Here is a 22,063-nt window from a genome sequence, read left to right on the forward strand (position 1 = left end):
GAAGGCGGTCCAGGGAGCAGCGTTCATTGTCCTTGTTCCGCCATTTGCACGGCAACGCGTTTCTGGTGTTTTCGAGGACCACGCACCTTTACGCGGCCTGCCTGCTGGATTTGCACGAACGGTTCTTCACGGGGGCCCCGGCATTCCCGACGCCGCGCCGGGTCGTGCACGCGATCTACGATGTCATGCGCGCCAATCCTTCGCTGTGGAACGAGGGCGACAATTTCGGCGGGCTGCCGGACGTGATCTCGGCGGGCCGCCGCCGGATCCGTAAAGCCGACCCTCGCTTTCGCATCCGAGAAAGGCGACAAGGCGCTCGGCTTGGCCCGACAACTCAACTCGCGCCTGGTCGATTGGGGAGGGCTCGAGGAAGAGGAATACGGCCTGCGGGTCACCGTCGACATGGCGATGGGACCCTTGCTGGTGATCCAGCGACTGGCGAGCCTGAACAAGGACCTCTCCCAAAGATTCGGCGGCCTGATCGTCCAGATTCGTCTGAACCTCGAGGCGATGGAGAAGCTCACGCCCGAGGTGACCGATCGCAAGCAGCGCGAAGCCGCGCTCGCGGTGCGTGGGGCGCGCAACCAGGCCGACCAGTTCACCAAGAGCCTTCGGGCGATCCTCGCCGACCTCAAGCGGATCAGGCGGACGGTCATGGAGTCGAAGACGCTCGGTACCCGCCTGGAGGCCTTCTTCGAGGAATTCGTCGATCAGCTCCCGCTGAAGGATTTCGAGTCCATCCTGGCGGTGAACCATCCCTACCGTTTCCGCGACGCCATCGTCGACCTGGCGCTCAGGATCTCCTACACGCCGGACACCCTTGTTTTGAAGCTCCAAAAATTAAAGTTATGCCTGCAGCACAATGGTTTCTTGAATTTCGTGCCAACTGATCTTTCGGAATTTGTATGGAATTTTTGCAGACGGTTAACCGTTTCTTAACGGGACAGTTCGGCCGATAGGCCGCCAAGCCATAGGAAGCACGCCAGTGCGTCGGCCGCCGCCGGGCGTCAGTGGTCCGGGCCATGGCGTTTCACGAGACGGGCGCGGCTGGCCCGCCTTGGCGTCGGCCGTCAGCGCTGCCGCCGTGCATGGAACGGATTTCGCCCGAAAATATTGAACCTAGGTCAAGAAAACTTGACCTATTGTCAATCAATTTGGCGGCCCTATATCCAGATATGTTGCTGAAGTGCCACGTTTTGTCTGTTAAGATGCCACGGTAAGGCTGGACAAATAACTTGACATTAGATCAACTAAAGCCCATGGAACGCGCGATCAACAACAGCTATGGCATTCGCCGATGGCATTTGAGAACGAGGCCGGTCGCCTGCGTAGAATCGCGCGGCGAGGGACGATCTTCTTCACGAACCACGCTGAGATTGAGCGCAAGAAAGATGGCATCGAAAAACTCGATGTCGTCAACATGCTTGGGCGATGTACGGTATCATTGGTGGAGGTGAACAAAGAAAACGGAGAAGAAGAATGGAGGGCAGAAGGGACTGATAACGACGGGAGGAAAATAACGGCTGTAGTCGTGGCTTACGAGGATGTCGCAGAGGTGAAGATCGTCACGACTTGGGCGAACAAGAAATGAGTGAAAGGGCTGTCAGATGCGTTGCAAATGCAAGAATGGATTGATGGAGAGAAGTGTGAAGCCAGAGCACGTTGAAGACTTGGGCGGTTTGGTCGTCAAGGTCTTGAATGCTGTTGTCGTGCAGCGCTGCTCTGCTTGCGGCGACGAAATGATTGGCATACCGGACGTCCAGGGATTGGCCCGCGCTGCTGCAATGGCGCGCGCCCAGAGTCCTGAGCGTTTGACTGGTAAAGAAGTGAGGTTTATCCGGCGCGCGCTGGACATGAAGCAAACCGATTTTGCGGCAGCAATGGACCTGTCCGCAGAACATGTGTCCCGTTGGGAGAATGACCATAATGGGGTTGGCGGCGCTAGCGAAAAGCTTGTGCGCCACAACGTCTGCGCGTTGCTGAGTGATGGCGCGTGCGAGTACGACCCTAAAGCCATTGCGAGTATGGTTTTTGTGCCGTTTCCCGAAGGGGGAATTGCACCGATTGAAATGGTCCGCGTGCGGACCACGCACCGTACAAATGAAGAAGAAGACACGATGTGGAGTGAGGCCGCTTAATTGCGGCCTCTCTCCATAAGCGTAAACTTGCGCCGCAAGAGGCAGTTAACTTCGGTAAGCGCCCCATCCCAAGCGACTGTCGCGGCGTGCTGCTGCGGCTAGGCGACGCGGCACGCGCTCTATCGACCTCGAAGCCCGGCAACCATGCCGGGCTTTTTGCTGTATAGTCGGGTTTGACGGGGAATTCGCGGAATGACTTTCGACCCAATAGAAGCAATCAAGCTCGTTGGCGGAATTGGCGGCATACTGTCAACGGCATTCCTGATCTATGACCGGCTTTACAAATCGCAGCCGACGATTTTCTTTCAGCCTCACGACGCGACGGCGTGCCTCGTCATCAAGAACACCATGACGGAAACCCTGTTCATCGACGCAATCGACGTGTCACCACGCAAATTAAGCTTCGCATTTGGCGACGACCTTCATTCAACCATCGAAGCCGTCGTCGGCGCAGCATATGACAGCGGCCCCGACCGGAATTCCCTTATCATCGGCCCGCTTTCCGAACGCTATTGCCGGCTCGTCAAACTGACCGGCTTCGATGAATTGCCGCCAGAGACACCCTTCACGATTCGATGCGCGTGGCGAAACACCCGACGGCCTTCCTACATGAAACAAACGGTTAAGGTTTCCACGACAGCGGACGACCTCACCCGACTTCGCAACGACGCAAATAGGGATTGACGCGATGGCGGATGCTTCAGGTTGGCTTCCATCATGCCGCGCCTTTCGGTCGACATCGACCTCACGTACCTGCCGGTCAAGCCGCGCGAAAGAATCTTTAACAGAGATCGACGCGGTGAGACGCAAGTTGTGGAGGGGCGATCTTTACGCAGGTAAGTTGTTGCAGCGCTCAATCGTCAGCATCCGCGCGATTTATTCGGTATCCGCGACCTGCTGGGAAATAAGGTATCAGCGATGATCTGCGCACTGCCTTCATTGTCTACATGCTCAGCCATAATCTCCCAATGGCATGAAGTGCTAGGCGGAGCGAAAAGGATATCAGCCAGGAATTTGTGCGCTGCTTCGAAGGTATGACTGCCAAGTCCGTTTCGCGAGATGAGCCGCTGGCCGTACGCAAAACGCTGTCGCGGAGATTGTCGGCAACATGCCAGACAGGCATCGGAAATTCCTGATTTCATTGAGCGCGGCGATGCTGAATGAGATTTGCTCGGGGCGTTCCCGGTGCCCGCGATTTGCCGGCCGTCAAATGGCGAATGCAGAACCTTGACAGCCTGCCAGCTGAAAAGAGCGCCGCGCTGGATCTTGAGAAGGTCCTGAGCGAATAACAGAAACCACGCGCGCGGCCAGATGGCTCTGGATCTGCTGCGATCCGATTCCTGAACAGCCAAGCGGTGCCTGATCCCACCAAGCTCGTTGGTCCGATGATCGAGCGGCTTCTCGTTTGCGACGGCGCGCGCCGGACTCCCAAGAAGGTGAGGCGATCCGGTACTTTGCGCGATTTTTGCAAGGCTGATCGCAGGATGATCAATTGATGGTTCTCTTGTCATGAACGAGCGGCGGACGCAGCCGAATATCGCCTATGCAATCTGCGGCTTCAACGATATTCCAAGCCAGCGCGCCATGGGCTTCCACCTCATGATCGTCGACGAAGACGGCAGCCACAGGCCGTGGCCCATTGTCGTGGTGCGCTGGGGCAAGCGGGTGTTTGCCTATCTTAACAAATGCCCGCACAATGGCGTCAATCTGGACTGGGAATGCAACCAGTTTTTCGATCCACGCGGCATCCGGCTGATGTGCGGCAAGCACGGCTCGACCTTCGAGCTCGGCACCGGCCGCTGTGTGGACGGCCGGTGCAAGGGCAGCAGTCTCACGCCGGTCGCGTTGACGGTGCTGGACGGCGATATCTGCGTTACCGGCGTGCGGCTTGTCGAGGAGGATTCCTCTGGCTAAAGCTAAAGCCGGCGCTCAGACCGGCCGGTTCTCGTTACGGTTTCTCACAGGTTCCATCCTCTTCAGCCCGTCTTCATAAGAGATCTCATCATAGGACGCATCGAGATCCTTGGTTGCGTCGAGCAGGTAGTCGAGCTTGCCGGGCGCGTCGAGCTTCTTGATGTCATTCTTGTCGACCCCGGCCAGGTACATCATTTCCTTCCAAACGGTGGATTCATCGCACGGCAGCACGTTGAAGGTGATACCACCGAGCTTGATTCGGTATTTCGCCAACAGGTCTATGTTGTTGCAAAACATGAAGTAGCTGCCATCAGGGCTTAGCGCGCCGTCAAGAACGTTTGCGACATCAGCAAGATAAGCGAAGCAGTGCAGATAGCCGGCCAGCACCGGAATGCTCCTTTCGCCTTCCTGCACGACCGTCAGTACCTGCTCGATCGAATAGTGGGGCGGCCGCTTCTCGTCCGCGACCTGGGCCTGGAATTTTAGGGCGATATCGCCGCGAAAGCCGAACCGGCCCTGCTTGGTGGTCCCGCCTTTGAATATGGCATTGAGCAGGCGCCCCTCCTTCTCGAACCGGCCTAGCGCGGTGTTCTCGATTGCAGTCATGAAAAATCATCCCTCGATCCAAGACAATCGCCGGACACTCCGGCGGCGGGAGACGCAATGCAAATTGTTTGCCGCCGCGCTCGTAACGCTCATCGGCGAAATCCATAAAGAAGACACGCAAAGCCGCCGCAATCCCTCGAAGACCTTTGTCAGCAACCCTACACGCGTCGCAAAGCCAACAGGCGCGATTTCGAAAAGGTGAGCAATGTCAAGCTCGGGCGCGCTGGCATGCGACTTGCCAATTCCCATGCAAACGACCCAGGCAAAAAGGATAGCCATGATCAATCTGACGGATAGCGCAGTGAATGCGGTCAAGAGCACGATTTCAGCATCGGCGCAGCCGGCAAGCGGCCTGCGCATCATGGTCGAGGCCAGTGGCTGCGCCGGGTTCAAATACCGGTTGAGCCTGGCCGACGAGGCTAAGCCTGACGACACCGTGATCGAGCGCGACGGTGTCAAGGTGTTCGTAGACAACAAGAGCCATGACCACCTCGCCGGCACGACCATCGATTTCGTGGTGGCGCTCGAGGGCTCGGGCTTCACCTTCGACAACCCGAACGCCAAATCGAGCTGCTCTTGCGGCAAATCCTTCAGCTGATGACAAGAGAAATCGAAGCATGCCGGTCGAACCGGAACAACTGAAGCAACCGCCGAGCATTGAGACCGGTCGGGAGCAACTACGGCGCGAACCAGCCGAATCTGCAACGCGACGGCGGCGACTGTCAGCTGGTCGGGATCGAGGGGAGCAAGATCATGGTCAAGCTGACTGGTGCCTGCGTATTCTGCAAGCTTTCAAGCGCGACGCTAGAAGGCATTCAGGCGCGGCTGGTCGAAAGGCTCGGCGACTTCGTTCGCCTGATCCCGGTCGCCGGCGCCGCCAATGCGCGGCATTGAAGGAGGCGTTTGTGCCGATCTATCTCGACAACAATGCGACCACGCGGACAGATCCGTGTGTCTTGCAAGCCATGTTGCCGTTCCTCACGGAGCAGTTCGGCAATGCCTCGTCCACCCATACCTTCGGCAGCGAGATCGCGGGCGCGGTGGGGGAGGCGCGCCGCAGCCTGCAGGGTTTGCTGGGGGCCGCCCACGATCATGAGATCGTCTTCACCTCCGGCGGGACCGAGTCCAACAACGCCGCCATCCTTTCCGCGCTTACGACCCAGGAAGGGCGCGACGAGATCGTCACCACCTCCGTCGAGCATTCCGCCATCCTCACGCTGGTCGAGCAATTGGCGACAAGGGGCATCAAGACGCACGTGATCCCGGTGGATTCGCGCGGACGGCTCGACGTCGAGGCCTTTCGCTGGGCGCTTGGACCACGCACGGCGATTGCGTCGGTTATGTGGGCCAACAACGAGACCGGCACGATTTTCCCGGTGGAGTTTCTGGCCGGGTTAGCGCGTGCGGCAGGCGCGCTGTTTCACACTGATGCCGTGCAGGCCATAGGCAGGGTGCCCATCGACCTGAAGGACAATGCTATCGACATGCTATCGCTGTCCGCGCACAAGCTGCACGGCCCCAAGGGGACCGGCGCGCTCTTTTTACGCCAAGGCACAGATTTCAGACCGCTGATCTGGGGCGGGGCACAGGAACGAAGGCGCCGCGGCGGAACCGAGAACATCCCCGGCATCATCGGTCTTGGAAAAGCTGCAGAGCTTGCGGCGGAGCGGCTCGAGCCGGATCGCGTTCGCATTGGTGGGTTGCGCGATCGCCTGGAGCAGGCGATTTTGCACAACGGCCACTGCATGGCGCTCGGCGATGTCAGCAACCGGCTGCCGAACACGGCCAACATTGCCTTCGAGGATCTCGAAGGCGAAGCAATCATCCACCATCTCAATCGCGCGGGCATTGCCGCTTCGCTGGGATCAGCTTGCAGCTCGTGCTCAATGGACCCGTCGCACGTCCTGCGCGCTATGAACGTGCCGGCGAGGAGCCTGCGCGGCGCGGTGCGCTTTTCCTTATCGCATGAAACCACCGTCGAAGAAGTCGACCAGGTCGTCCGCGTACTGTCCGGCATCGTGGCTCACCTGCGCGCCATGTCACGAGAGCATCCCAATCCCACCAGCAATTCGCCCCGATACACGAGTTGATTTCATGAAAGTCATGATTCGCCGCTCTCCGGAGGCGGGCCTGTCGATTTACGTGCCGAAAAAAGATCTCGAGGAGCCGATCGTTGAATCGGAGCACGAGACGCTGTGGGGCGGCTGGATCAGAATAGCCAATGGCTGGGTGCTCGATCTGCCCGAAATGGCGAGCGATACGCCGCTGCCGATCACGGTCAATGCCCGAAAGCGCGGCGAGGGCGGCGACGACCGATGAAGGCGACCCCGCAAATCGACTTTGTCAACGCGGCCGATGCGGAGGCGATTCTCACTGACGTAGCGGCTAGGCTGCGTGCCGGCAGCATTGTTCCCTATCTCGGACCTGGTCTCACCGCGTTGTCCAAACCGGAAGCGCCGATGACGCCGGAGGCCTTGGCTGGCTTCTTCGCTACCAAGGTCGCGCTGCCGCGCCGGGCCAAGGGCAATGTCTGGGCGTCGGCGCAGCACATCGAGAGCAACAAGCATCGCTCCACCGTGACGGCATTGGTGGCGCAGGCCTTTGCTGCGCCGGTCGAGCCTACACCACTGCATCATCATCTCGCCGCGCTGTCCCTGCCTGTCATGGTCGATGCCTGGTATGACGGCGCGATGCGTGCGGCGCTCGGCAAGCACGAGGGGTGGGGCGAGGTGCAGGGCATTTGCCGCGCCGGCATCGGCGAGGACCGCTGGTATCGCTTCTATGATGCGGAGGGCAGAGAGGTCGATCGCGCTGTGGCGCAGAGCTGGACCACGGTCCTCTACAAGCCGCACGGCGGCGTGCTGCCTGCCAGGAACTTCCTGATCTCTGACGCCGACTATGTCGAGGTGCTGACCGAGATCGACATTCAGACGCCGATCCCCGATGTGGTGAAAGAGCGGCGCAATGGCAGAAGATTTCTCTTCATCGGCTGCCGATTCAACGATCAGCTGCTGCGAACCTATGCGCGGCAGCTCACCAAGCGCTCGGCCGGTGTTCATTACGCCATCGTGGAACCGGATGTGCTGTCCAGGAATGAGCTGCGCTTTCTGGTCGAACAGGGCCTGACGCCGCTTGCGATCCCGCTCCCGCGCGCGATCGAGATCCTGCTCGCTGCCTGACAGACCTTGTATATGGGTCGATGTTGCTGGCGTGCCGGCGCATGCGAGTTGTCTTGCGTTTCGCGCCGGCGAATGACTGCGCTCATCTCCATGTCAGGTTCAAGACGCCTGTCACACTTCGAACATTTCTAATGTCGTGCAGAAGGCTTCGCTTCCGCGGCGAACCGCGGCAGGCGGCTCACTTTGTGACTTAGATCAAAACTGCTCGCCATTCCGGCCATGGCACGCGAGTTGCAAATCTTCTTTTCAGTTTCCGCCTCCAGGGAGAATGAACGGATGGACGTATCAGCGCTGGACGAAGCAAGCTTGGCAGGGAGCGACGTCGACATCGGCGAGACCATGCAGGCGATCGCCGAGCACAAGGGCTGCGGCGCGTCCGGCGGCAGCGGCAAGGCGAGCTGCGGCTCGCAAGCCGGCCAGGGTGATCTGCCGACCGAGATCTGGGAGAAGGTCAAGAACCATCCCTGCTACAGCGAAGAAGCGCATCATCACTACGCCCGCATGCATGTTGCGGTTGCGCCCGCCTGCAACATCCAATGCAATTACTGCAATCGCAAATTTGATTGCGCCAACGAATCGCGCCCGGGCGTGGTGAGCGAAAAACTAACGCCGGAGCAGGCGGCGCAAAAGGTGCTGGCAGTCGCCTCCACCGTCCCACAGATGACCGTGCTCGGCATCGCTGGGCCCGGTGATCCCCTGGCCAATCCGAAAAAGACGTTCAAGACCTTCGAGCTGGTGGCCAAGGCCGCTCCCGATATCAAGCTGTGCCTGTCGACCAACGGCCTCATGCTGCCCGACCATGTCGATACGATCGCCCGCTTCAAGATCGACCATGTCACCATCACCATCAACATGGTCCACCCCGAAATCGGCGCCAAAATCTATCCGTGGATTTTCTACAACCACAAGCGCCACACCGGCCTCGAAGCCGCAAAGATCCTCAACGACCGCCAGCTGCAAGGCCTCGAGATGCTCACCGAGCGGGGCATCCTCTGCAAGATCAATTCGGTGATGATCCCGGGCATCAATGACCAGCACCTCGTCGAGGTCAACAAGGCGGTCAAATCGCGCGGCGCGTTCCTACACAACATCATGCCGCTGATCTCCGCGCCCGAGCACGGCACGGTGTTCGGTCTCAACGGTCAGCGGGCTCCGACCGCGCAGGAATTGAAAGCACTGCAGGATGCCTGCGAAGGCGAGATGAACATGATGCGGCACTGCCGCCAGTGCCGCGCCGATGCTGTCGGCCTGCTCGGCGAGGACCGTAGCACGGAGTTCACTACCGAGAAGGTTATGGCCATGGATGTCAAATATGACCTCCAGATGCGCAAGGCCTATCAGGCCAAGGTCGAGGAGGAGCGCGTCGCCAAGGTTGCTGCCGAGCAGGAAGAGCTCGCCGAGCTCGCCAGCGAGATGAGCGACATCAAGCTCTTTGTTGCAGTGGCGACGAAGGGCACGGGGCTGATTAACGAGCATTTTGGGCATGCCAAGGAGTTCCAAGTGTACGAACTCTCCACTACGGGTGCCAAATTCGTCGGCCATCGCCGCGTCGATCACTATTGCCGGGGCGGTTATGGCCAGGAGGAGAGCCTTGCCACCATCATCCGCGCCATCAACGACTGCCATGCGGCCTTCGTGGCCAAGATCGGCGGCTGTCCGAAGAGCAATCTGTTGAAGGCAGGGATCGAGCCGGTCGACCAATACGCCCATGAGTTCATCGAAAAATCAGCGATCGCCTGGTTCAAGTCCTATCTTGCGAAGGTGCAAAGCGGCGAGATCCAGCATGTTGAGCGGGGCGAGGCGGCGATCCGCCAGGGCGCGCTGATTTCGGCGGCGTAAGGGAGATATCCATGCCGTTCAAGATCATTGCCTCGCAATGCTCCGGCTGCTCGGCTTGCGAGCTCGAATGTCCGAATGTCGCAATCTCGGAGAAAGGCGGGACGTTCGTCATCGACCCGAAGAAATGCACCGAGTGCATCGGCCATTTCGACGAGCCGCAATGCGTCGCGGTGTGCCCGGTTGATAACACCTGCGTCGTCGACACCTCATTGCCGCGCTACCAGGCGCGGGCGTAGGGGGCGAGCCCATGACCATCACGCTCACGCCCGCCGCTGAAAAACTCACGAGTTACGTGCTGCGCGCCGATGGCACCGTTGGCGCCGGTTTCCGGCTCGCCGTCACGGCAGATGGTTGCTCGGGGTTGTCCGCCCGCCGATATAGGTGTTGCGCCGGCAGCTCGGCCCGGTCAGCAAGGCGTAGAGCGCAACGGCCTAAAGTTGCTTCTCAATGCCGAGAGCCAGCTAATGCTTGGCTTTGTCACCATCGATTTGACCGACACCTCTGCGCAGACCGGGCTGATCTTTCCAGAAGCAGGTATGCTGCTCCAGCAACACCGCAAAGGCTGCCCATTAGAAGAGGAAAGCTGCCAATGAACCTCGATGGGGCAGGCAATCCGCTGTCCGAGAGCGAGGGGGCGCTGATCGCGCACACGCTACTCGGCGAAGAGCTGCCGCGCGAAGCCGAGGATCATCTGTGGGAGGCCGGGCTCTCCTATCACCTGGACGAGATCGCGGAAAGACACCTGCACGAAGCGCAGGCGCTGGCGCCGGGCCACGCCGCCGTCCTGATCGGGCTCTACCGCTTCTATTTCTACAAAGGTCGCTTGGCCGAGGCGTTGGAGGTCGCAAAGCTCTGTATGTGTAAGGCAGCACGTGAAAACAGTCTCGCAGACGATTGGCGGCGGGTCAGCGCGGGCGACGCTGCTTTCGATCGCTACGAGAACATCCTGCCGCGCTTCTATTTATTTTCCCTGAAAGCCTACGCCTACCTGCAGATGCGGCTCGGCGATCTGGATGAAGGGCACGCCGCCGCCAACAAGCTTGTGGAGCTCGACCCGACCGACAAGATCGGCGCCAAGGTGCTCCTGGACGTGCTGGAGCGGATGGGGCAGGACGATGACGGATGACATCGATAAGGCCCGCGACTGGCTGGGCAACGAGGTCGACTGCGGCACCTGCACGCATCTCGGGCTCAGGGCCAGCGGCGGCTGCCGCTTGATGCACGCCTGCGTCAACGACCGCTACGCCCGCTGCATCGACCGCTTCTTCAACTGGAATCCGGTGCTGGCCGACGCTTACGTCACACATCCGCATTTCGAGGTGCGCGCAATCGCGGCCAACCACGCCAATGTGTTCCTGCTGCCGATGCTGCTCGACGATGCTGAGGAAACCGTGCGCTGGAACGCGGCGCGCCGCCTGCCCAAGCGCTTTGTGCTGCGGCTGCGCAGCGACCCGCATCGGGAGGTGAGGATGCGGGTTGCGACCTTGCTGGACGGCGAGGAGCTGGCGCCGATGATGTCGGACCAGGACTATTACGTCCGCCTGGTGGTGGCGAGCCGGATCGCGCCGGCGCTGCTTGGGCGTCTCATGAGCGATGACGAGCCCGAGGTGCGCCGCGTGGTCGCGCTCCGCATTCCCCATGACTGGCTGCTCGGCATGGTCACTGATCCCGATGGCACCGTGCGGCTCGAGACCGCACGGCGGCTGTCTCCGGATTCGCTCAGCCTGCTGCGCCGCGATCCGGATTGGCGCGTCCGCTATGAGGTGGCAAGCCGCATTACGGCGGCCGAGCTGGCGGAGTTGACCGAGGACGGGGACTCGATGGTGCAGGAAGCCGCCCGCGCGCGCGTGGCCATCCGGCCCGAACTTCCGAGGGAGAGTGGGACATGAGCAACATCGTTCGCGACAGCGAGGTGGTCGAGCTGACCGGGCCGCCTTTCTTCAGCTTTGGCGAAAAGGTGCGGGCCAACCGCACTATCCGCAATGACGGAACCTATGCCGGCAAGGAAGTCGGCGAGATCCTCGCCAAAAAGGGGGAGGTGGGTTACGTCGTTTCAATCGGCACTTTCCTGCAGCAGTTCTACATCTATGGCGTCGAATTTCTCGAAGGCGGCAACCGCGTCGGCATGAAGCGCAAGGAGCTCGTGCCGGCGGTGGCGCGCGAGGAGTTTGAGGACCTGCCGTTGCCGGAAGAGGCCGCGTCATGATCGACCAGAGGCTGCCGAAGTACCAATGGGGCCAGCGCGTCAAGGCGGCGATCGACCTCATTAACGACGGCTCCTTTCCGGATGCACCGGCCGATGGACTATTGATGGGCGCCGGAGGGATCGGCGAGATCGTGCAGGTCGGCAGGCATACCGAAGCGAACGTGCCAATCTATCTCGTCGAGTTCGGCCAGCGGCTGGTCGTCGGCTGTCTTGAAGAAGAAATTGCAGTGCTTTGAGGGTGCTGGTTCGCGATGAATGCTGCGGTGATGAGAAAACTAGCGATCGGAATGATCCCTCACCCGAACGAGCTCGATCGCAAGCGGATCGAGCGCGCCTTGGGCTCGCGCAAGCGCTATCGCTTTGTGTCGCCGAATGTGAAGCCGGTGAGGGGTGGCTATCTGATCGAGAGTCCCTGCTGCTCTCGCAATATCGACAAGGACGGCGGCCTGATCGATGTCGCGCTGATCCACTATGACATGGTGAGCGGGATGTGGAAGCTGTTTCGCATGAACCACGCGCAGGGGATCTGGGAGTTTTACAGCATTTACCTCCGGCTGACCTCAGCGATCGAGGATTTGAACACGGATCCAGAGCGGCGGTTCTGGCAATGAAGCTGATTTGGGACTAGTTATATGGGAGCCGCGATGGCGCTTGGCACAGACCAACTGATCGAAATAGAACGGGTGCTTGCGGCGGCGGAGGCCGATGCAAGCCCATTCCTCGAGCTGCGGCGCCGTTTTCCGCGCCTCGCCTTCACGCGCTGTGATGCGTCTGACGTGACGGAGCGGCCGTTCCGAAGCTTTCCGCGTTTCGACCTGCATCTGATCGGTGGCTGCGATCGCTGCGTGCAGATCACGGCCGATCCGGCACGCGCGATTGGTATCCTGCTGGCGGCAAGGAGTACTGGGCGGTGACCGGCATTGCACTCGCAGAGGATCACGACGGCACCGAAGCGATCGAGGCCGTATGCTTCATTCCGCTGTCCGATCCCGATATCACCTCCGCCGAGCTCTCTGCCGTGGAAGCGCTGCTATGTTCGCCGCGAATCTCCAATGGGCCGATCACTGACGCCTTCGAGAAAGCCTTTGCCGCCTATCTTGGCCGCAAATATGCCGTTGCCGTCCCCAGCGGCACGATCGGGCTTCTGCTTGCGCTAAAAGCGCTAGGCATCGGGCCCGGGCAGGAGGTGATCGCCTCGCCTTATTCGTTTCGCGAGACGGTGCATGCTATCAGTCTCGTGGGCGCGAGGGCCGTATTTGCCGACGTCGACTATTGGTCGGGAGCCTTGGCTCCGGCGAAGGTCGAAGAGCGTGTCACGGCCAACACGCGGGCGATTATTGGTGGCAACCCCAATGGCCATCCGGCGCCATGGTCGGAGCTGCGCGCGATCGCGCAGCGCCATCAGCTGCCGCTCCTGGAGGATTCGACCGAAGCGATCGGATCGCGATACAAGGGCGAACTCGTCGGCCGCTTTGGCGATATCGCCGTGTTCGACTTCGCTCAGCCACTGGCCCTGACCTGCGGCGAAGGCGGCATGGTGGTGACCGACGACATCGACTTGGCCGGCGGCTTGCGTCGCCATCGCGCACATCGGCTGGATGAGCGCTCCTCCGTTGTCGTCAGCAGCGCAGCGCCCCACCAGGCCGGCATGAGCGATCTCACAGCCGCGCTGGGCCTTGCGCAGCTAAGGCGCCTCGACGAAATCCTGGAGCGACGCCGGCTCGCCGAACAGCTCTACAATGCGCATATGCAATCCTTCGAAGGTATCAAGCCGCCCTATGTGGCTCCCGAAGCGACCGAGGTGAACTGGTTCCTCTATCTCGTCCATCTCGGGACGCGCTTCACGCGCTCCAGCCGCGATGCCATCGTCGATGACCTGCGCATCGAGCAGGTCGAGGCCGCCTCCTATTGCCACCCGTTGCATTTGCAGCGGCACTATTTCGAACGCGGCTATCGGCATGGCGATTTCCTGGTCACGGAAAAGATCGCCGATCGAGCCTTGGCACTGCCGTTTCACACCCACCTCACCGATGACCAGATCGAGTTCATCGTGGAGACGATGAAGGATGCGTCAATCAACATCGGCGCTGGCGCTGCAATTTATTAGAGCCGAGGAATCATCAATGGGACGCAAAAGGAGGGCTTGAATGTCGACAGCCACGGCCTCACCATGGGGCAAGATGATCGAGGTCATTCAGGCCACATCACTCTTGGCGGTGCTGCAGAACCCGGAGATGGGCAATGCCAAACAAATGCAAGTGCAGACCAAACGCGGATCCTCCGACATTTCGTCCGGCAAGGCCGCAAGGAACTCTCGAGGGTGGCGCGCAAAGAGAATGAGAAGCTCAATACGATCGGAGGAGGCGCCTCCAAGTTGCGGCTCGCCTGCGAAGTCAAGTTGCTCCGAACCGGTAGCATGATCATCGAGCTCTTCGGCTTCGGCTCGGGTTTCTTCAAGCTTGGGCGGGAAGGCACATGGATTTCGCAACACGTCATTGTTCCCTGAACGAGACAGTGGTGGAGCTTGACGAGCGCCCTCACGCCGCACCAATGGTTAGATTTTTTCAGCGGCCGTCGATGCCCTCCCAGGAGCTGGCCGGTGGAATTGGCGTGCTTCGGCTGACCCGTGCCGCCGTCGATGCCTTGGCAGGAAAACGCAACGACCGCATGAGAAGGAGCACCGCGACATGGGCAGCCAAGAGATCGAGGTGTTCGCCGTCTGTCGCGCCGATGCAATCGAGCGGGGCGGCGCGAAGGGTTTTAGCCTGTCGCGGATCGACGAGAGCGGCGAGAGCCGGCCGTTTCCGATTGTCGTGGTGCGGACCTTCGGAAACGACTACCACGGCTATGTTAACCGCTGCCCGCATGACGGCGCCTGGCTCAACATCGGCTCCGGAGAGTTTTTCTCGTCGGACCGCGGCTTTATCAGATGCGGCCGGCACGGTGCGACCTTCGAGATCGATAGCGGGTTTTGCATCGATGGCCCCTGCAGCGGAAAAGCCCTTGAGCCGGTCGCGCTCGCCATGGTCGATGGCGACGTCTGCCTGTGTGGCGTGAAGCTGGTGGAGGACAACGGGTTTCCCGATCCGTTCGAGGACGGCGAGGAAACCATGGACATCATGGTCCATCCGGATTAACAGGGATGATCGCATGACCGTAGCTCAGGAGTCTTTCGGTAAAGCGCCGTCGTTCTCATGAACATTGGCGCAGGCCCGCGCCTTCGCTGCTTTCGAACTCGTGAGAGATCAAGGGCCGGGCACGGCGGCCGAAGTCATCCAGTAGCCCGGCATGTATGAATGGTACGGGGACAGTCGAACAGCAAGACGCGCAGCCATTTCGGTGTTCGAGCCGCATTGGCGGCTTTGTGAGGACCGATCGGCCGGTCGACAGCTCTTGGCACGCATGGATGAATTGCCTGAAGCGGAGATCATTCGCGCCGTGCATCCGGCTGATGTCGGGGGCACCAAGGAGGTGTTCAAGTGCTATCTCGCCGAGCCAAAAATCTATACTTCCGAGAAGGGCCATGCCAGCGGCCGCGCCAGAGCCATCTAAGTTTTCTCATCGGCGGCGCCGAGCTCGACCCGCTGGCTCGCCTACATGTGCGGCGTATTGCAGGAGACGATTGCTAACGAAACCGCGCGTGCCGAACTCGACCTTGCGCTGTCAACGCTCGACGGCGCAACCAGGCCGGTATGATGAAAGACCGCGGCGCATCCTAAAGAGAAGGTGGCAGCGCTCCCCTAGGAGCCTGTCCAGTTAGCATCGGGAAGCCGGTTTTATCCGAATGATAGCGGCTCATGCGGCCCTCGCTAGCTTGACGAGGTTGTGAGCGGTGCAAATCAGGGCCCATTCGGGCTTCACTTTGTCGATGCCGCGCAGCAGGAATTGCCTGAACCCTCTTGCCTGTTTGATCTGTCCGAACACGGGTTCGACGATCTGCTTGCGCAAGCGGTAGCGACTTCGGTAGCCGGCGCGCTTGAGCTTGGTGCTCATCCTGGCGATCAGCGAGCCGGCTCTTGAAGGCTTTTCCGCGGTGGCGGACTTGGTGCCGTGCTTCTGCCTTCCGGTGGCGATGTAGCCCTCGATGCGCCGCCGTTTGATCGTGCGAAGATTGGCGGCGGAGCAGTAGCCGGCGTCGGCCGACACTTCGTCGGGATTGGTCCCCAGATTGGCCCTGATCCCGTCGAGCAACGGCGCCAGTTGCGCCTGATCGCTCGAGGAACTGGTCAGCGTCTGCGCCACGATGATCTGATGGGCACCATCGACCGCGGCCTGGGTGTTGTAGCCCTGGATGTAACCGTCCTTGGTCTTCAAGATGCGGCTTTCCGGGTCGGTGAAATTGCGTTGCGCCTTGCCGTCGGGCTCCGTGTTCGGCGGCGCGGACGTCTTGCCGTTCTTTTTGCCGCCTTCGGCGATCCGGCGCTCCTCGGCTTCGGCCCGCGCCTTGCGCTCCGCCTCGGCTGCGGCCTTGGCTTCGGCCTCCAGCGCGGCCTTGGCCTCGCGGATCTTCTCAAGCCGCTTCTGCTTGTCGGCCACCCAATCGGGCATCTCGTCGCCGCGCTTGTCGCCGTAGAGCTTATCCTCCTGCGCATCGGCGGCCTCCGCCGCCTTGAGCCAGCGGTCGACCTCCGCTGCAAGCTCCGCTTCCCGCTTCTTCATGCGATCATAGCTCATCGCCTTGTGCTTGGACGCGTTCGCCTTGATCTTGGTGCCGTCGAGCGCAACGTGCCCGAGCTTCACCAACCCGGCCTTCTCGGCGAGCTTCAACACCTGCACGAACAGGTCGGCCAGCGCCTTCAGGTGCCGCCGCCGGAACTCTGAGATCGTGCGGAAGTCCGGCGCATCGCCCGCCACGATCATCATGAAATCCGCCCGCTCCACCGCCGCCCTGGCGATCCGCCGCGACGAGTAGATACCGCTCGCATAGCCGTGCAGAAGCAGCGCCGTCATCATCCGCGGATCGAACGGCGGCTGACCCAGCCCGCTCCGGTAGCTGCCTAGGATCGCCGATAGATCAAGGCTTTCCTTGACCAGCGACACGATCAACCGCGAAACGTGGTCCCTCGGCACATAATCCTGCACGCTCGGCGGCAGAAGCTGGGTCTCGTCGATCTTCCAGGGGCGAAATTCCTTGCTCATGGCCACGCAAGGAATCAGACTCGCACCCTCTTGACCAGTCACTACTCAGACAGGCTCCTAGCTAGCACTACTTTGGCACTTTAGTCGTCGCGATATCTGCAAGGAACATGTCGCAGTGAGGACATTGTCGGGGTGGAGGTCGTGCGAAGAGGTCGAGGATGGCTTGCCTGATGGCCGGCATGCTTGGTTGTGGTGGCGGTCCTGAGATTCTTTTTTTTCCGTCCCGCTGCTTTGAGGCGGCGGGATTGGAGGAAGGCGTAGGCGATCATCGTCATCAACGCGTGTCGATGTAATCCCGTCCAGGATCTACCTTCGAAGTGGTCGAGCCCAAGCTCCTCCTTGAGCTGCTGGTGGGCCTGTTCACAGACCCACCTGGCCTTGATCGTGGCAGCGAGCGTCTTGATGGTGGCATCGGCCGGCAGGTTCGACACATAGTATTTTTGCTCCCCGGTCGACCGCCGCTCGCCGACGAGCCAGACCTCGTCGCCAGGCATGCACTGCATACGGTTATTGATCATCCGGTGCTTATGGCCATCCGCAACGCGGACACGGCGGGCCGTGAAGAGACATGTCAGCCGACCTTTGGTGCCCCGCCGCCAGCTGACCCTTTGCCATTTGCCTTTGGCCAATAACGCTTCAGCAGAGACCGGTGGCTGATCAGGGATGTGGTATTTGCGGGGCTTTCCGGTCTTCGCGATGGGGAAGATCAGGGCAATGTCGGCGGGATAGACGTTCTGGCGCCGCGACAGACCCACCGCCCACAGCAGACCGCGCTCGCTCAAAGCCTGACGGAAAGGCCCGCTGGAGCCGTACCCTGAATCGGCAAGCACACAGCCGAAACGCACACCGGAGGCGATGACGCGGTCGATCTCCTCGATCGCAATCTCCGGCTTTGTCAGAGCAGTCTGTCTATCCTTCGGCACACCCGCCCGCGCCATGCGCTCAGGATCATTTGTCCAGTTCTCGGGCAGGAACAGCCGCAGGCCCACCATCACCGGCACTTCCCGCGACGCCAACGTTAGCGAGACTAGCGACTGACAGTTAGCAGTCTTTCCGAGCGACGAGGCATATTGTGGCGCGACGCCAATCGAGTGACGTCCCTTCTTGGGCAACGCCGTATCATCGATGACAAGAAAACCCGCATCATCGCCAACCAATCTGTCTGCCTCCTTCAGCAGGGCAGCCTCGAGTGGAGCACTGTCCCAAACTCCGGCAGCGACGAAATGATGGAGCTGATCGTAACCGACCCCACTGGCGCGTGCCGCCATCGGTTGAACGCTCTTGCGGTCTCCTGGACCAATCAAACCCGCGACGTAGAGAGGGCACATCCGGGCCCGCGTCTTGTGCCCTAGCGCCGCGACAAACGGCGCAAGCCAGCGATCGAGATCGGCTTGCCAGTCCACGTCCATAGATCGGCCCTCCATAAGCCGACCTCTCATGAATCATTGAAAACCTGATTCGGGAATCCTGTTGCGACGATCAATCCAATAAATCTGCCAAAGTAGTGCTAGTGTTCTGACTCATTCATTTGCATCCCGCTTTTGCGATGGCGAGCGCTTTTTTGGCTCGGCGGTGCTTTGCGAGGATGGATTTGGCGCTGGCGGTCCACCTGAAGGGCTATGGGTTTTGGTTTCGATGCTCGATCCACTCGGCAATCGCGGTCTTGAGTTCGGTGACGTCGTTGAAGGTTCCTCGCCGGATGCGCTGGCGAGTGATTTCGGCGAAGAGCCGCTCGACGAGGTTGAGCCAGGAACAGGATGTCGGCGTGAAGTGCAGCGTGAAGCGTTTGTGTCGCGCCAACCAGCGCTTCACGGCCGGCGTCTTGTGGGTGGCATAGTTGTCGAGGATCAGATGCAGATTGAGATGTGCGGGCGTCTCGCGGTCGATTGTTTTCAGAAGCGACAGGAACTCGTCTGCCCGATGGCGTGCCAGACATTCGCCGATGACGGTACCGGCCGCCACATCGAGCGCGGCGAAGAGTGTTGTGGTGCCGTTGCGCTTGTAATCATGGGTCATCGTGCCGGCACGGCCCTTTTTCAAGGGCAAACCCGGCTGCGTGCGGTCGAGTGCCTGGATTTGACTCTTTTCATCGACGGAAAGCACCAGCGCCTTCTCCGGCGGATCGACGTAAAGGCCGACGATGTCCTCGACCTTCGCGATGAAGTCGGGATCGTTGGAGATCTTGAAGCTGCGCAGGAGATGCGGCCTGAGGCCGTGTTCGGCCCAGATGCGCTGCACGCTCGTGTGGCTGATGCCCATTTCTTCCGCCATCGACCGCACGCTCCAGTGCGTGGCATTAGCCGGACGCTCCTTCACGGTCTTCTCGACGACATTGAGCTTCATGGCAGCGCTGAGCGGCTTTCGGCCAGGCGGCTTGGAGCGGCCTTTGATCAGACCATCGACGCCGGCCTCGACAAAATAGTCCTGCCAGCGCCAGACGGAGGTCTTCGAAACCCCAACCTCACGCATAATCGCCACGACGCCATGACCGGCCGCCGTCATCAGCACGATCCTCGCTCGCTTGGCGATCTTCTGAGCCGTGTTTCCATCGGTGAGCAATTGCTCCAGTTCCCTGCGAGCCTTGCGATCAAGTACAATCAAGTCGTTTCCCATGCCGCGACTGAATCATGTTCGCGACAAGTTGGGATTCAAATGTCAGTGACAGAACTACGCTGATCGAAGCCTGGGCTTCACAGAAGAGCTTTCGCCCCAAGGATGGCAGCGGCGACGATGATAACGGCGCCAATTTCCACGCCACCATGGAGAACCGGCATGGGCTGGCGGTGGCCGGCAGGGTACGCCGCCAATGGCACCGCCGATCATGTCGCCAATCTTCCCGCTATCAAAGCCGTACCCGCCGCCCGGGGCCCTCACGAGCGTGATGACGCAGTTGATCCTCGACCATGCAGCGTTGGCAGCGATGCCGCCTGCGAAAGCGTAATGGCGGCCAATGGCAAAGTTCAGAGGGCTATTTTGTCCTCCTTGTCGGAGATGCACCCTCGACCGAGGGCTGGTTTGAGCGCTGCGAGTTGATCGTGCGGATATCCTGGCGGCACGCGGAGCGATTGCGGCATTTTAGCGAGGCTTCAACTTTGCTGGGAAGTGGAATCAGTGTCGTCCTTCAGGTAATTCAGCATAGTGTTGCAGGCGTCCTCGGCCTCAGCGAAACTTTGGAGGGGCAAGCCGAGAACCCTGATCGCGCCACGGCCCTGGTGAAGCGGACGCCACGACGCGACGTAGCCCAACCTTCCGCGAAAGCCAGGACCGGTTGGGCTCTGGAAGCTGATCACGAACGAATAGTGGTCGCTGCTTGCGCTCCATATCTCCATGTCTTCGACGGCACGATGGAATTGCAGGGGCATCAGGGTCCGTTCGCTGGGCCGGCCCGAGAACCAAACTGCTGGGGGCCGGCGCCGGGCAGGGTCAATACAGCGCGATAGGAATGGTAACGATACAGCCGACTTCCTGTTCTTGCTGGTGAACGATGCCAGCGCTACGGACATCATTCGCCGCGGCTCCCATTGGTCGTTGCTGCTGGTGGACCGCCGCGATCGCGAAAGGCCGGTTGCCTACCACTACGACCCGCCCGGGGACACAATGACAGACCTGCAGCAATGCTCGCAGCACGGGTGGGAGCCAACCTGCAAGACGCCCCCATAAGCCAGCAGAGGAACGGCTATGATTGCGGCGTCTTCGTGGTGGACGGTACGCGGGCGCTGGTTAGGCGATTGGCGGGAAGACGGCAGGCAGACCTGAACCTCGAGAACCTCGTCGTCGATCGGCAGGCACTGCAGAGCCGACTGAGGGGCTGATGCCGGCTTCGACTGATAGGGCGCGCCGAGCTGGACTCGTTCTTGCGGTAGGGTCGGCAACGCGTGAACACAATGTTCGCCTGCTCACAATACGCTTTCAGCGTTTCGTTTATGAACACGGTATCATTGTCAGCATCGATGCCCTGCAACGAGAACGGCAGCTGTCGGCGAAGTTCTGTCAACACGGTGCTCAGGAGCGTTTGCTCGCGCACCAGCAACGGCGCACACTCCGTCCAACCGGTCGCAATATCCGTGAGCACCAGCGTCTGGATAAAACTGCCGCGCCCCGAGGGCCCGCTGTGGGCGACCAGATCGGCTTCGACAAAGCCCAGCGCCGGATCCTTCCAGTCGGCGGACGACCGTACCGGGATGCTCCGTCGCAATGCGCTCGCCACCGGCCGGCGCCGCTGGCGTGCACCCTCCTGTCGGATCTTCCCCAGCGCCCGATCGATCGTCGACGCGCTCGCCGCCAGCAGCTTCGCGCGGATTTCAGGCGCCAGGCCCATGTGGCCGTTCCGTTCCATCGACTCGATCAGGAGCAGCAGCAGCGCTTTCAGTCTCTTGCTGCAAATCCGGTCCGATGCCTCCCAAAGAACTACCAGCGCATTTCGTTCAGCTTCCTCGTAAATCCGCCGACGGGTGCGCCGAACCCGGGATTTCTCCATATCGCCTCGGAGCAGGCGCATCGAATGCTTTCGATGGAAGCCCGTCACCACCACAAACTCGTTGAGAATTCGCGCCTTCTCCGCGCGGCTCGCCTCTCTGTAGCGCTGCCCCACAGCGGCCGTCAGCTCTCTTCGAGTCGCCATGCTCAGTTGCCTCATTATCGCCCCCAGTCCCATCTCACTGGGGAGCAAATTACGTGAGGCAACGGCCTAGCATTCAGGAACATTTCAGGCGACGCAATGCGGCTTCCCATCCAGATTGATTGTCGCGCTATAGAATTGTGGGCTATTTCACAATGCTGATATTTGAAGTGGGGTAGATAAGCGTTCGCCAAGGGCCAAATATCGATTTGGGGGGCAGCAGATGGAACGCAAGCTATCATCATTGGAGCAACAGGCTGCCGACGCTCTCCGTCGTGCAAGAAGCTTACCTATTGGTGCGGACCGCAACGACCTACGGCAACTTGCCCGAGGGCTTCTGTGGCTGCACCGCAACGGCATGGATGCGTTGATGAACGAACGTAGTAGCAATTGGTTAGAGAAGCCGGTGCTAACTGCCGCCTGA

28 protein-coding genes and 4 pseudogenes are annotated in these 22,063 nt (G+C 60.5%); 25 read left to right on the forward strand and 7 right to left on the reverse strand.

Annotated elements, in window-relative coordinates; genetic code table 11:
• Positions 1-321: 321 nt before the first annotated feature.
• The 4 genes from RX328_RS08830 (at position 322) to RX328_RS08845 (ending at position 2,822) form a co-directional block, all read left to right on the forward strand.
• Complete coding sequence (locus RX328_RS08830) at positions 322-939, forward strand: Wadjet anti-phage system protein JetA family protein (RefSeq protein WP_249727295.1); 618 nt, start codon at positions 322-324, stop codon at positions 937-939.
• Between the two features lie 358 nt (positions 940-1,297).
• Positions 1,298-1,591 (forward strand): hypothetical protein, encoded by a 294-nt coding sequence (locus RX328_RS08835; protein ID WP_213256997.1) that lies wholly within the window; start codon positions 1,298-1,300, stop codon positions 1,589-1,591.
• 55 nt (positions 1,592-1,646) lie between these two features.
• Positions 1,647-2,138 carry a helix-turn-helix domain-containing protein gene (locus RX328_RS08840; protein ID WP_213256995.1) on the forward strand — a complete coding sequence of 164 codons (492 nt, stop codon included), beginning with the start codon at positions 1,647-1,649 and terminating at the stop codon, positions 2,136-2,138.
• A 192-nt stretch (positions 2,139-2,330) separates the two neighbouring features.
• On the forward strand, positions 2,331-2,822 hold the full coding sequence (locus tag RX328_RS08845; RefSeq protein WP_317258656.1) for a hypothetical protein: 492 nt from the start codon (positions 2,331-2,333) through the stop codon (positions 2,820-2,822).
• 176 nt (positions 2,823-2,998) lie between these two features.
• Here the strand turns inward: RX328_RS08845 and RX328_RS08850 are convergent, their stop codons facing one another.
• A complete protein-coding gene (locus RX328_RS08850) occupies positions 2,999-3,649 on the reverse strand; it encodes a hypothetical protein (protein WP_213256991.1) in 651 nt (216 codons plus the stop codon).
• Between RX328_RS08850 and RX328_RS08855 the strand changes: the two genes are divergently transcribed.
• Positions 3,648-4,052 carry a Rieske (2Fe-2S) protein gene (locus RX328_RS08855; protein ID WP_108523045.1) on the forward strand — a complete coding sequence of 135 codons (405 nt, stop codon included), beginning with the start codon at positions 3,648-3,650 and terminating at the stop codon, positions 4,050-4,052. The genes RX328_RS08850 and RX328_RS08855 overlap by 2 nt on opposite strands.
• A 15-nt stretch (positions 4,053-4,067) precedes the next feature.
• Here the strand turns inward: RX328_RS08855 and RX328_RS08860 are convergent, their stop codons facing one another.
• Entirely contained in the window at positions 4,068-4,658 is a 591-nt protein-coding gene (locus tag RX328_RS08860) for a hypothetical protein (RefSeq protein ID WP_213256989.1), read from the reverse strand.
• Between RX328_RS08860 and RX328_RS08865 the strand changes: the two genes are divergently transcribed.
• The 19 genes and pseudogenes from RX328_RS08865 (at position 4,657) to RX328_RS08955 (ending at position 15,434) form a co-directional block, all read left to right on the forward strand.
• A complete protein-coding gene (locus RX328_RS08865) occupies positions 4,657-4,860 on the forward strand; it encodes a hypothetical protein (RefSeq protein ID WP_317258657.1) in 204 nt (67 codons plus the stop codon). The two genes, RX328_RS08860 and RX328_RS08865, sit on opposite strands and share 2 nt — an antisense overlap.
• 75 nt (positions 4,861-4,935) lie before the next feature.
• Positions 4,936-5,256, forward strand: coding sequence for a HesB/IscA family protein (locus RX328_RS08870; protein ID WP_057852082.1), 321 nt, complete (start codon positions 4,936-4,938; stop codon positions 5,254-5,256).
• Between the two features lie 92 nt (positions 5,257-5,348).
• Positions 5,349-5,552 (forward strand): annotated as a pseudogene (locus RX328_RS08875) (NifU family protein); the annotation flags it as partial.
• A gap of 71 nt (positions 5,553-5,623) precedes the next feature.
• Entirely contained in the window at positions 5,624-6,748 is a 1,125-nt protein-coding gene (locus RX328_RS08880) for an aminotransferase class V-fold PLP-dependent enzyme (RefSeq protein WP_249727300.1), read from the forward strand.
• Between the two features lie 4 nt (positions 6,749-6,752).
• The gene (nifT, locus tag RX328_RS08885) at positions 6,753-6,977 is read left to right on the forward strand and encodes a putative nitrogen fixation protein NifT (RefSeq protein WP_057847894.1); all 225 of its coding nucleotides are present in this window, start codon (positions 6,753-6,755) and stop codon (positions 6,975-6,977) included.
• The gene (locus tag RX328_RS08890; RefSeq protein WP_213256985.1) at positions 6,974-7,837 is read left to right on the forward strand and encodes an SIR2 family NAD-dependent protein deacylase; all 864 of its coding nucleotides are present in this window, start codon (positions 6,974-6,976) and stop codon (positions 7,835-7,837) included. The genes nifT and RX328_RS08890 overlap by 4 nt, the downstream gene beginning before the upstream one ends.
• A gap of 339 nt (positions 7,838-8,176) precedes the next feature.
• Positions 8,177-9,676, forward strand: coding sequence for a nitrogenase cofactor biosynthesis protein NifB (gene nifB, locus RX328_RS08895; protein ID WP_249727298.1), 1,500 nt, complete (start codon positions 8,177-8,179; stop codon positions 9,674-9,676).
• Positions 9,677-9,687: 11 nt separating this feature from the next.
• A complete protein-coding gene (locus RX328_RS08900; RefSeq protein WP_057847892.1) occupies positions 9,688-9,912 on the forward strand; it encodes a 4Fe-4S binding protein in 225 nt (74 codons plus the stop codon).
• Between the two features lie 228 nt (positions 9,913-10,140).
• Positions 10,141-10,269, forward strand: a complete 129-nt coding sequence (locus RX328_RS08905) for a hypothetical protein (RefSeq protein ID WP_256441724.1) — start codon at positions 10,141-10,143, stop codon at positions 10,267-10,269.
• Entirely contained in the window at positions 10,266-10,802 is a 537-nt protein-coding gene (locus tag RX328_RS08910; RefSeq protein WP_213256981.1) for a hypothetical protein, read from the forward strand. Before RX328_RS08905 ends, RX328_RS08910 begins: the two co-directional genes overlap by 4 nt.
• Positions 10,792-11,565 (forward strand): 4Fe4S-binding leucine-rich repeat protein, encoded by a 774-nt coding sequence (locus tag RX328_RS08915; protein ID WP_213256979.1) that lies wholly within the window; start codon positions 10,792-10,794, stop codon positions 11,563-11,565. The genes RX328_RS08910 and RX328_RS08915 overlap by 11 nt, the downstream gene beginning before the upstream one ends.
• Positions 11,562-11,882, forward strand: a complete 321-nt coding sequence (locus RX328_RS08920; protein WP_213256977.1) for a nitrogen fixation protein NifZ — start codon at positions 11,562-11,564, stop codon at positions 11,880-11,882. Before RX328_RS08915 ends, RX328_RS08920 begins: the two co-directional genes overlap by 4 nt.
• The gene (locus tag RX328_RS08925; protein ID WP_108523054.1) at positions 11,879-12,118 is read left to right on the forward strand and encodes a nitrogen fixation protein NifZ; all 240 of its coding nucleotides are present in this window, start codon (positions 11,879-11,881) and stop codon (positions 12,116-12,118) included. Before RX328_RS08920 ends, RX328_RS08925 begins: the two co-directional genes overlap by 4 nt.
• Positions 12,119-12,133: 15 nt before the next feature.
• The gene (locus tag RX328_RS08930; RefSeq protein WP_213256975.1) at positions 12,134-12,493 is read left to right on the forward strand and encodes a DUF3024 domain-containing protein; all 360 of its coding nucleotides are present in this window, start codon (positions 12,134-12,136) and stop codon (positions 12,491-12,493) included.
• A 33-nt stretch (positions 12,494-12,526) separates the two neighbouring features.
• A complete protein-coding gene (locus tag RX328_RS08935; RefSeq protein ID WP_108523059.1) occupies positions 12,527-12,796 on the forward strand; it encodes a DUF6129 family protein in 270 nt (89 codons plus the stop codon).
• A gap of 5 nt (positions 12,797-12,801) precedes the next feature.
• Positions 12,802-13,989 (forward strand): DegT/DnrJ/EryC1/StrS family aminotransferase, encoded by a 1,188-nt coding sequence (locus RX328_RS08940; protein ID WP_244608703.1) that lies wholly within the window; start codon positions 12,802-12,804, stop codon positions 13,987-13,989.
• A gap of 36 nt (positions 13,990-14,025) precedes the next feature.
• Entirely contained in the window at positions 14,026-14,388 is a 363-nt protein-coding gene (locus RX328_RS08945; protein WP_145963782.1) for a hypothetical protein, read from the forward strand.
• A gap of 181 nt (positions 14,389-14,569) precedes the next feature.
• Positions 14,570-15,019, forward strand: coding sequence for a Rieske (2Fe-2S) protein (locus tag RX328_RS08950; RefSeq protein ID WP_108523058.1), 450 nt, complete (start codon positions 14,570-14,572; stop codon positions 15,017-15,019).
• A gap of 256 nt (positions 15,020-15,275) precedes the next feature.
• Positions 15,276-15,434: a hypothetical protein gene (locus RX328_RS08955; RefSeq protein ID WP_210205921.1), complete on the forward strand. Its 159-nt coding sequence runs from the start codon at positions 15,276-15,278 to the stop codon at positions 15,432-15,434.
• 243 nt (positions 15,435-15,677) lie between these two features.
• Here the strand turns inward: RX328_RS08955 and RX328_RS08960 are convergent, their stop codons facing one another.
• From RX328_RS08960 to RX328_RS08985, 5 genes and pseudogenes are all read right to left on the reverse strand, one after another.
• The gene (locus RX328_RS08960) at positions 15,678-17,021 is read right to left on the reverse strand and encodes an IS1182 family transposase (protein ID WP_317258658.1); all 1,344 of its coding nucleotides are present in this window, start codon (positions 17,019-17,021) and stop codon (positions 15,678-15,680) included.
• An 80-nt stretch (positions 17,022-17,101) separates the two neighbouring features.
• Positions 17,102-18,467: pseudogene (locus RX328_RS08965) on the reverse strand (IS701 family transposase).
• Between the two features lie 78 nt (positions 18,468-18,545).
• Positions 18,546-19,634, reverse strand: a pseudogene (locus tag RX328_RS08970) (IS630 family transposase).
• Between the two features lie 473 nt (positions 19,635-20,107).
• Positions 20,108-20,383 (reverse strand): hypothetical protein, encoded by a 276-nt coding sequence (locus RX328_RS08975; protein WP_057852093.1) that lies wholly within the window; start codon positions 20,381-20,383, stop codon positions 20,108-20,110.
• 323 nt (positions 20,384-20,706) lie between these two features.
• Positions 20,707-21,657 (reverse strand): annotated as a pseudogene (locus RX328_RS08985) (ISNCY family transposase); the annotation flags it as partial.
• A 205-nt stretch (positions 21,658-21,862) separates the two neighbouring features.
• On the opposite strand from RX328_RS08985, the gene RX328_RS08990 reads away from it, so the two are divergent.
• Positions 21,863-22,063 (forward strand): hypothetical protein, encoded by a 201-nt coding sequence (locus tag RX328_RS08990; RefSeq protein ID WP_145963803.1) that lies wholly within the window; start codon positions 21,863-21,865, stop codon positions 22,061-22,063.

This window comes from Bradyrhizobium sp. sBnM-33, from assembly GCF_032917945.1.
Lineage (GTDB): Bacteria > Pseudomonadota > Alphaproteobacteria > Rhizobiales > Xanthobacteraceae > Bradyrhizobium.